Below are 1,445 nucleotides of genomic sequence, written 5' to 3'. Positions count from 1 at the left end.
TGAACTGACCCCGCAAAGTTGGACAGTTAAAGGCTAGGCGCCCAAGGGCTGAGTCCTGTATTGCACGGGACTCAGCCCTTTCAACTTGAGCTTGATGCGTTCGTGGTTGTAGTAGTGGATGTAGCGCTCGAGCGTGTCGCGCAAATGCTCCACGCAAGTGAAGCGATGTCCCTTGTAGCACTCGGACTTGAGCGTGCCGAAGAAGCTTTCCATCGCAGCATTGTCGAGGCAGTTCCCCTTGCGCGACATGCTTTGAGTCAGCTTGCGTCGCTTCAATTGCCGACAAAACGCCGGCATTCGGTATTGCCAGCCTTGGTCCGAATGCAATAACGGTCTGTCCGTGCGTTTGAGTTTGGCCAATGCCTTCTTCAGCATGCTGCTGACCAGCTCGAAGCTTGGGCGTCGGTCCATCTGGTAGGCCACGATCTCGCCGTTGTACAGATCCATTACCGGCGACAGATACAGCTTCTGCCCGCCGACGTTGAATTCCGTCACATCCGTTACCCACTTCTGGTTGGCCTGCGTGGCGCTGAACTGACGTTGCAACAGGTTGGGCGCGACTTTGCCGACCTCACCTCGCCACGAACGATATTTCTTCGGGCGCAGCAGGGACTTCAGCTGCAATTGCTGCATCAGCCGCTGCACAGCCTTGTGGTTGACGAGATGCCCGGTTTGCCGAATCGCAGCCGTGACGCGTCGATAGCCGTAGCGGCCCTTGTGATGGTCGAACACCGCCCGGATCCTCGCCTTGAGATCGGCATGGCGATCGCCAACGTTCAGCGTCCCGAGTTGGTAATAGAACGTGCTGCGCGCCAGACCGGCCGCCTTCAGAAGTGCCGCTACCGGATGGTGTTGCCTAAGCTCGCGCACTATTTGCGCTTTTTCTTTTGCGCTGCCTGCTTCTTCGCCAGCAGCGCATCGAGCTTTTTTAGGTAGGCCACCTCCGCACGCAGATACTCGTTTTCCTTGAGCAATTCCTCGCGTGTGCGTTCATCCGGTGAGCCGGTTTCAGTGGGTTTGGGCGGAAGTGAAGTGGCCATCTTTCGGGGGCGCCCTCGTCGGCGAGGGGACAGTGCATCGATACCGCCCTCATGATACAGGCGCTCCCAGCCGGCGACGCAGCCCGCGCCACGAATGTCGAACAAGGCCGACACCTGGCCGTATGACAACTCGTCTCGCCACATGCGCTGCAGTACCGATAGCTTGAACTCAGCATCGTAGCAAACGTGTTTCTTGCGCAACCCCGCGTTGCCATGCTCCCTGTAACTTGCCACCCAGCGCCGGATCACCGTACGCCCCACGCCGTGCCGGGCAGCCAGGGACTGGATGCCAATTCCACCGGAAAAATACTCGTCAACGATGCGTTGCTTGAACTGCTCGTTGTACTTCGTCATGAAAAACACCCCAAAGGTTGGACGGGTGTCCAACTTTTGGGGTGCAGTTCA

The 1,445-nt window shown here is 58.1% G+C and carries 1 protein-coding gene; it reads right to left on the bottom strand.

The window, feature by feature from the left end:
- Positions 1 to 33 precede the first annotated feature (33 nt).
- A protein-coding gene (locus CFB35_RS33870; protein WP_089465000.1) for an IS3 family transposase occupies positions 34 to 1,394 on the bottom strand; the annotation gives its coding sequence in 2 pieces (ribosomal slippage) (positions 34 to 932 and positions 932 to 1,394; 1,362 coding nt in all).
- Between the last annotated feature and the right edge of the window lie 51 nt (positions 1,395 to 1,445).

The organism is Burkholderia sp. AU16482, assembly GCF_002223285.1.
GTDB classification, from domain to species: domain Bacteria; phylum Pseudomonadota; class Gammaproteobacteria; order Burkholderiales; family Burkholderiaceae; genus Burkholderia; species Burkholderia semiarida.
The sequence above is the reverse complement of the archived record's forward strand: the minus strand, read 5'-3'. Positions and strand labels throughout refer to the sequence as shown.